Origin of the sequence: Pedobacter psychrotolerans (assembly GCF_004340665.1) — a bacterium.
Lineage (GTDB): Bacteria > Bacteroidota > Bacteroidia > Sphingobacteriales > Sphingobacteriaceae > Pedobacter > Pedobacter psychrotolerans.
Map to the genome: position 1 here is coordinate 670,863 of NZ_SLWO01000004.1, position 6,921 is coordinate 677,783.

Annotated in this window: 6 protein-coding genes; 3 read left to right on the forward strand and 3 right to left on the reverse strand. The window is 37.4% G+C overall.

Annotated features, from left to right (window positions below; all coding sequences use genetic code 11):
• Nucleotides 1-113: 113 nt before the first annotated feature.
• Nucleotides 114-509: a hypothetical protein gene (locus tag EV200_RS13040; protein WP_165877927.1), complete on the forward strand. Its 396-nt coding sequence runs from the start codon at nt 114-116 to the stop codon at nt 507-509.
• A 609-nt stretch (nt 510-1,118) separates the two neighbouring features.
• Here the strand turns inward: EV200_RS13040 and EV200_RS13045 are convergent.
• Nucleotides 1,119-2,321, reverse strand: coding sequence for an MFS transporter (locus EV200_RS13045; RefSeq protein ID WP_132533244.1), 1,203 nt, complete (start codon nt 2,319-2,321; stop codon nt 1,119-1,121).
• A gap of 103 nt (nt 2,322-2,424) precedes the next feature.
• Between EV200_RS13045 and EV200_RS13050 the strand changes: the two genes are divergently transcribed.
• Both EV200_RS13050 and EV200_RS13055 read left to right on the forward strand, forming a co-directional pair.
• Nucleotides 2,425-2,982, forward strand: a complete 558-nt coding sequence (locus tag EV200_RS13050; RefSeq protein ID WP_132533245.1) for an NADPH-dependent FMN reductase — start codon at nt 2,425-2,427, stop codon at nt 2,980-2,982.
• Between the two features lie 313 nt (nt 2,983-3,295).
• A complete protein-coding gene (locus tag EV200_RS13055) occupies nt 3,296-3,898 on the forward strand; it encodes an outer membrane beta-barrel protein (protein WP_132533246.1) in 603 nt (200 codons plus the stop codon).
• Between the two features lie 72 nt (nt 3,899-3,970).
• Here EV200_RS13055 and EV200_RS13060 read toward each other — a convergent pair whose 3' ends face one another.
• A complete protein-coding gene (locus EV200_RS13060) occupies nt 3,971-5,623 on the reverse strand; it encodes a M28 family metallopeptidase (RefSeq protein WP_229676715.1) in 1,653 nt (550 codons plus the stop codon).
• 660 nt (nt 5,624-6,283) lie between these two features.
• A partial coding sequence (locus EV200_RS13065) for an IS3 family transposase (protein ID WP_132533248.1) occupies nt 6,284-6,921 on the reverse strand: 638 nt, incomplete at its 5' end.

Sequence of the window (6,921 nt, forward strand, 5' to 3'; positions counted from 1 at the left end):
AATATTCCTGATAAATAAATAACTAACAAAGTAGTTTTTCAGTTTATTTATTTTATCTTGTTGGACACAAAAAACACAAATGAAAATGTAAAAAACAACTATTAACACTGGCAGTGCTATGCGCTGTCGCATTTACTTCAAATGCACAAACTGAAAAGGGAGATAACTTAATTGGCGGAAGTATATCTTACAACAGAGATAAACAAAAGCCAGAAAATCTCAATAATCTGACCTCTCAGGAATCTACAAACTTTGCTATCACACCCCGTTTTGGCCATTTTATTAGCAAAAATCTGGCATTAGGCTTAAGCGTGGGCTTTACAAGAAGTAAAAATTCCTCTGAATTAAGCGTTTACACAGGTAATAATACAATAATCAGCAATTTAGAAAGTAAAAATGACAACTTCAATTTAGGTCCTTTCGTGAGGTATTATGTTAATATAATTGATAAGTTAAATTTTTTGGTCAGGGTAATGTATCAGTTGCTTTTGGAAAGTCTGTTTCGCTAGATGGTGGCTCAATTACGGTTATTCCTCGGAGTACAAAGTATAAAACCACATCATATGCGGCAGCAGTTAATCCAGGCTTTGCATTCTTTCCAACGAAGCACTGGGCATTTGAGTTTTCGTTTTCTTTACTTTCTTATTACAATCACAAAATGAAAGATGACGGCAATAATGCATATTCTCTGGCTTATCAAAATCAAGGTTTCCGCTTCGGACTCGATTCTTTCAGTCCAAGCATAGGACTTAACTACCACTTTTAATAAAAAAACTCCGTCTTGATGAAAGGCGGAGTTTTTTAACTATTGGTTGTTTGGAAGATTAATAGTAGTAGCTTACATTATACAGCTATGAGGATAACTCCCTTCCTAATTTAGGCGGGGCAGGGGTGGTTAACCATCCAGTAGCATTTTTCAATTGACAAATCATAATCTTCCTATCACTTATGGTGAGACACTAACCGATAGATGAAGGGGCTCTATTTGTAGTGGAAAAGATTTCTCCACTGCGGTCGAAATGGTGATAAATGAAATTCTACCATTAACCTACTCGATAGATAAAAATGCACTAATAAAACACTTATAATCACTTCAATACCTTGATCCTCTGATTGGACTACTTTTTTCTGGTTTCTATATTCGGGAGAAAACCTGTAAGCAAACCAATCAACGGTAAAAAAGCACAAATGCTAAATACATATTCTATACCTTTCGAATCTGCGAGTTTTCCTAATAAGGCAGATCCAATGCCCCCCATTCCAAAAGCGAAGCCAAAGAATAAGCCAGCTACGAGGCCCACTTTTCCCGGAATCAATTCCTGCGCATAAACTAAAATGGCAGAGAATGCAGAAGCTAAAATCATCCCAATGGGAACGATAAGTACACCTATCCAAAATAAATTAGCATGAGGCAGTAGCAATGCAAAAGGTGCTGTTCCTAAAATGGAAGCCCAGATTACATATTTTCTCCCTACCTTATCCCCTATTGGGCCTCCCAACAATGTACCTGCGGCTACGGAAAATAGAAACACAAACAAATAAATTTGAGAGGTTTGAACAGATACCTTAAATTTATGAATCAGATAAAAGGTAAAATAATTCGTCAAGCTCGCCATATAAAAATATTTCGAGAAAATTAATAGCAATAAAATAACGACAGAAAAAATCACCTTGTTGCGTGAGAATCGGCTAACTTCAGTTTGAATGGCTGTTTTCTTACTTCTGGCAATCATAAAACCTCTATACCAATTGCCTACATAGCTCAATATTACAATAGCCAAAAGGGCAATTGCAGAAAACCAGATCACACTAAACTGGCCATAAGGCACAATAATCCATGCGGCCAGTAATGGTCCTAAAGAACTACCAGCATTTCCCCCCAATTGAAATACAGATTGTGCTAAACCTCTTTTTTCTCCAGATGCTGCATGAGCCATTCGCGAAGCTTCCGGATGGAATATGGATGAGCCAATACCAATAAAGGCAACAGAAATGAGCATGGTATAAAAATGAGCAGATTGAGAAAGTGTAATCAAGCCAATAAGCGTGAAACCCATACCTACTGCTAGGGAATAAGGTTGAGGTTTTTTATCGGTATATAAGCCCACGAAAGGCTGTAGTAATGATGCAGCCATTTGAAAAGTAAGCGTAATTAAGCCGATCTGTGAGAAGCTTAAACCATAACTCGACTTGATAACAGGATAAATGGCAGGAATTAAGGACTGAATGGTATCATTTAACAAATGAGAGAAACTCAAGGCAAACAAAATGGGAAAAACAGTTTTTTCAATAATTGGAGAAACGCTATTATTTTCACGCATAAGTATTTAATATGATAATTAAGTGCCGCTATTATTAATCTGTAATAGTAGCATGCACATAATAAAGAAAAAAACTTTTATACGCAATGACCGTTTAGATAATATGGAAAAAAACAAAAAAATAATCGGCTTGTGCGGGAGTCTTCGAACAGGTTCCTATAATGAAATGTTGTTAAAAGTAGCAGGCAGTTTGTTACCTGATGATGTAGACTTCGAAATTGTAAAGTATGATGATATTCCTGTTTACAATGAGGATCATGACACACCAAAGGCGAGCGAACGTCCAGCTAGTGTAACTAAATTTAGGGAATTGCTGGAAGCTGCTGATGCTTTTATTATAGCATCGCCAGAATATAATTATTCTATTCCCGGTGGATTAAAAAATGCTATCGACTGGGCAAGTCGTGGAAAGGATAGTCCACTGATGCATAAACCTGTTGCCGTTATGGGTGCTACTCAAGGCCTTTGGGGTACAGTAAGAATGCAGGCTGCATTTCTTCCGGTTTTTACCTTCTTGAATATGAATCCGGTTTTACAGCCAGAAGTTTTAATTGCCCAGGCTCAAAATAAATTTGATGATGCTGGCCACCTAAATGATGACATGGCATTGGGCTTAATTAAAAAGAAACTAGAGCATCTGGTTTCTGCGAGTAAAGTATAAAAACAAAACAGACATTCCCCATAGCGCTGCCATAATAACAGCAAAAAAACTGACATTTATGCTAAAAAAGTCAGACTGTCAACTTTCTTAAACTGAAAAGTTAATCAATTGATTGATTTTTAGTCACACAAAAATAATAATGATTTAACACCTATTTTATATATCGTTATCAATTAAGCAGTTAATATAAAACTGATTTTTTGATGACGATATGATATTTTATTGGCATCGATATTGACTTTTAACCAAATATAGTCAGATATTAAAAAAGTAAAATTGACTATATTTTTAATAACAAATAAATAATAAAACGATGAAAAAATTATTATTATCATTAGTTGCTGTTGCAGGTTTAGTTTACGGTGCAAATGCACAAACTGAAAAAGGAAAAGTAATGTTAGGCGGTAGCATAGGTTTCAATTCTACAAAAGTAGAAGGCGCTGCAAAATCTGATGTAAGCTTTAACATTGTACCAAATGTTGGTTATTTCGTAAGTGATAACTTTGCTATTGGTACGGGTGTTGGTTATACATCTGATAAAGAAGTAAGTAGAAACAATATCAATCAGGCATTTAAAGTAGCACCTTTCGGTCGTTACTATGTTAACTTATCAGATCAGTTTAAATTCTTCGGTCAGTTATCTGTACCAATGGAATTTGGAAACAATAAATTTGTAGATAACAATGGCGATACCGGAGCGAAAATTGCAAAAACTACTAATATTGGCGTTAACCTTGCACCAGGTTTTGCTTTCTTCCCAACTAAAAGAATTGGTATCGAAGTTTCTGTTAACGGTTTAGGCTACAATAACCTAAAAGTTAAAAATGAAGTTACAGGCAATGAAATCACCACTAATTCTTTTGGCTTAGAGGCAAGTACTTTAGCACCAAAATTAGGCGTTCAGTTTCACTTTTAGTGTTTAGTGCTTAGCACTAAAATAATTAAACTTTTTATAGCGCGTCCCGACTTAAAGCCGGGACGCGTTTTTTTATTTCTTTTCTCTTATGGCTTTAAATTCTGAGCCCGCTTTCCATTTTGGATAGGTGTCTTCGTTGCTTAAGCGATAACCTAAATCAAAAACCAATCTTACATCTTCCACAATTCCAGATAAATCCCAGGTTTTCGCGTCGAAATTATCCTGAGGAGAATGATATCTGAATTTGGTAAAGTCGGCTACCTGTGTTAGGCCCCAGGCTCTGCCATTTTTGATATTATCTACACCAGAACCTGTAAATAAAGATGGCACCCCTACTTTAGCCAGGTTAAAATGATCAGACCGATAATACAATCCTGAAGATGGAACGGGATCTGGAACGACTACCCTTCCTTGCTTTTTCGCTGAAGTTGCGGCATAATCTTCAAGTTCTGACTGGCCAAAACCATACACCACGATATCTTTCGTTTTGCCAGCTATGCCCATCATATCCATGTTAATGTTAGCTACTGTTTTAGCCAATGGAAAAACTGGATGCTTGGCATAGTATTCCGATCCTAGAAGCCCCTGCTCTTCGGCAGTGTATGAAATAAATAAAATACTCCGCTCTGGTTTTTTAGGCAATTTTTTAAATGCCGTTGCCAGTTCTAATAAAGAAGCTACTCCTGTGGCGTTATCTACCGCACCGTTGTAGATGGAATCTCCCTTTACCTTTTCACCAATACCTAGATGATCCCAATGGGCAGAATATATAATGGCCTCATCCTGATGCTTACCTCCTGGAACTTTTGCCAGTACATTATAGGATACCGATTTTTTGATTTTATTTTTGACGGTTAATGAAGTAGTTAAACCTAAATCAACAGCCTTAAAGCCTTTCTTCTTTGCCGTGGCCATTAAGGCATCACTTTTTCCGGCCAATTTAAAAAGCGATTTTGCCTTATCTAAATTGATCCATCCCTCAACCACAGTTCTATTCATTCCGTTATCTTCAGATTGAAGATTGAGTTTTGATTTAGACCAACCACTTCTCACCACACTCCATGGATATGCAGCAGGCTCGGTATCATGAATAATGAGTACTCCAGCAGCACCCTGTCTGGATGCCTCTTCAAATTTATAGGTCCACCGACCATAATAAGTCATGTTTTTTCCTTTAAATAGAGTAGAATCTGCAAAACCAGGATCATTAATCATCACGACCACTGTTTTACCTTTTACATCCAAACCTTTGTAATCATTCCACCCATATTCTGGCGCCACAATTCCGAAGCCTGCAAATACCAACGGAGAATTGGCAATACTTACCTGATCTTGTAATCTTCGTGATCCGGCAACAAAATCAGTTAGGTAATTTAAACTTAAAGAACCCGATTTACCTTTAACCACCATCTGATCTTCGGGTACAGATTTAATCTCTACCATAGGTACTTCCTGAAAATAACTATCGCCATTTCCGGGTTCAAGACCTAATTTTTCGAATTCAGTTTTTAAGTAGTTTATGGTTTTGGTTTCACCATTGGTGAAAGGCTTCCGACCTTCTAAACTATCTGCTGCAATAACAGAAAGGTAATGGGTTAGGCTCGAATCGTTTATCGCTTTTACGGAAAGTGAATCAGGAGAAGTGCTGCTATTTTCACTCGTTTGTTTGCATGATGCAAATAAAAGAAGAGCACAGCCTGATAATAATATTGTTTTTTTCATCATAATCATGTTTTGAAATTACAAAGAAATTGGCAAAAGGGGGGCATTTTTAATCTGGTTGGTGAATTGAACCCCTATCCGCCTGTCGGCACCTTTCCAATGGAAGGGAAAGGGCGATGAAAAAATATTTATCGAGACTTGCCCATTTCGTAAAATCGAACTCCCCTCCTTTTTTCAAGGAGGGGCTGGGGGTGGTTATTAACTTATAATTTAGATGCGATAGAATTTCTATCCGCCTGTCGGCACCTTTCTTTTGGAAGGGAAAGGGCGTGAAAAAAAACATTTATCGAGACTTGCCCATTTCGTAAAATCGAACTCCCCTCCTTTTTTTAAGGAGGGGCTGGGGGTGGTTATTAACTTATAATTTAGATGCGATAGAATTTCTATCCGCCAATTGGCACCTTTCTTTTGGAAGGGAAAGGGCGTAAAAAACAAATCTCATTTAAAGAAATCGTCATTCGAAGTGGAGAAATCTTTTCCACTACCAAATAAAGCACATCTATCGGTTGGTGTCTTAACATAAGTGTTCGGAAGATTATGATTTGTCATTGAAAACTGCTATTGAATTGAATTAACCACCCCCTTGCCCCTCCTAAATTAAAAGGGGAGTTCCCCTCATAGCTGTATAATGTATCGTCCTAAAAAAAGTTTACAGTTTTAGTTTTAATCCTTTAATTGATTTACAGGATTTTTATTTTCCTGAAATGGGTTTACAATTTTAGTGTTTTTAATATAATAGTTTTTCCACAACTTCTCCACATGGAGTTCTTTGGAATGTACCATTTGGGGTGTCAACAGACCAATACTCAGGTGCGGTCTTTCATTGTTATATAGTTCTACAGCTGATCGCAGCATTTTCTCTGCCTGTTTGAAGTCATCAGGCTGAGCATACCTGAGGTATTCTGATTTGAGAATACCGTTGATCCGTTCGGCAATAGCATTCTCCAGCGGGTCTCCATTTTCCGTCATACTGATCCCGATTCCTTTGTCCTGTAATAGCTTTACATAATTTTCACAACAGTACTGCACCCCTCTGTCAGAATGATGCCAAATAGGATGTTCAATATTTGCAGGTAATGCGCTTATTGCCATAAGCAATGCTTTTATGGTTTCAACACTCTCCAGTGTCTGTGCCAGGTGATATCCTATTATCTTACGTGAATAGGCATCGGTGACCAGGCTGATATAGGTATATTTTTCTCCGACTTTCCAGTAGGTGATATCACTTACCCATAGCTGGTTCACGCGGATAACCTCCAATCCACGAATCTGGTTGGGCCATTTTCTGAGCCAATGGTTTG

Bases quoted from the DNA above. Each gene is read 5' to 3' on its own strand.
- EV200_RS13055 (WP_132533246.1), top strand. From the start codon at position 3,296: ATGAAAAAATTATTATTATCATTAGTTGCTGTTGCAGGTTTAGTTTAC.
- EV200_RS13045 (WP_132533244.1), bottom strand. From the start codon at position 2,321: ATGCGTGAAAATAATAGCGTTTCTCCAATTATTGAAAAAACTGTTTTT.
- EV200_RS13050 (WP_132533245.1), top strand. From the start codon at position 2,425: ATGGAAAAAAACAAAAAAATAATCGGCTTGTGCGGGAGTCTTCGAACA.
- EV200_RS13060 (WP_229676715.1), bottom strand. From the start codon at position 5,623: ATGATGAAAAAAACAATATTATTATCAGGCTGTGCTCTTCTTTTATTT.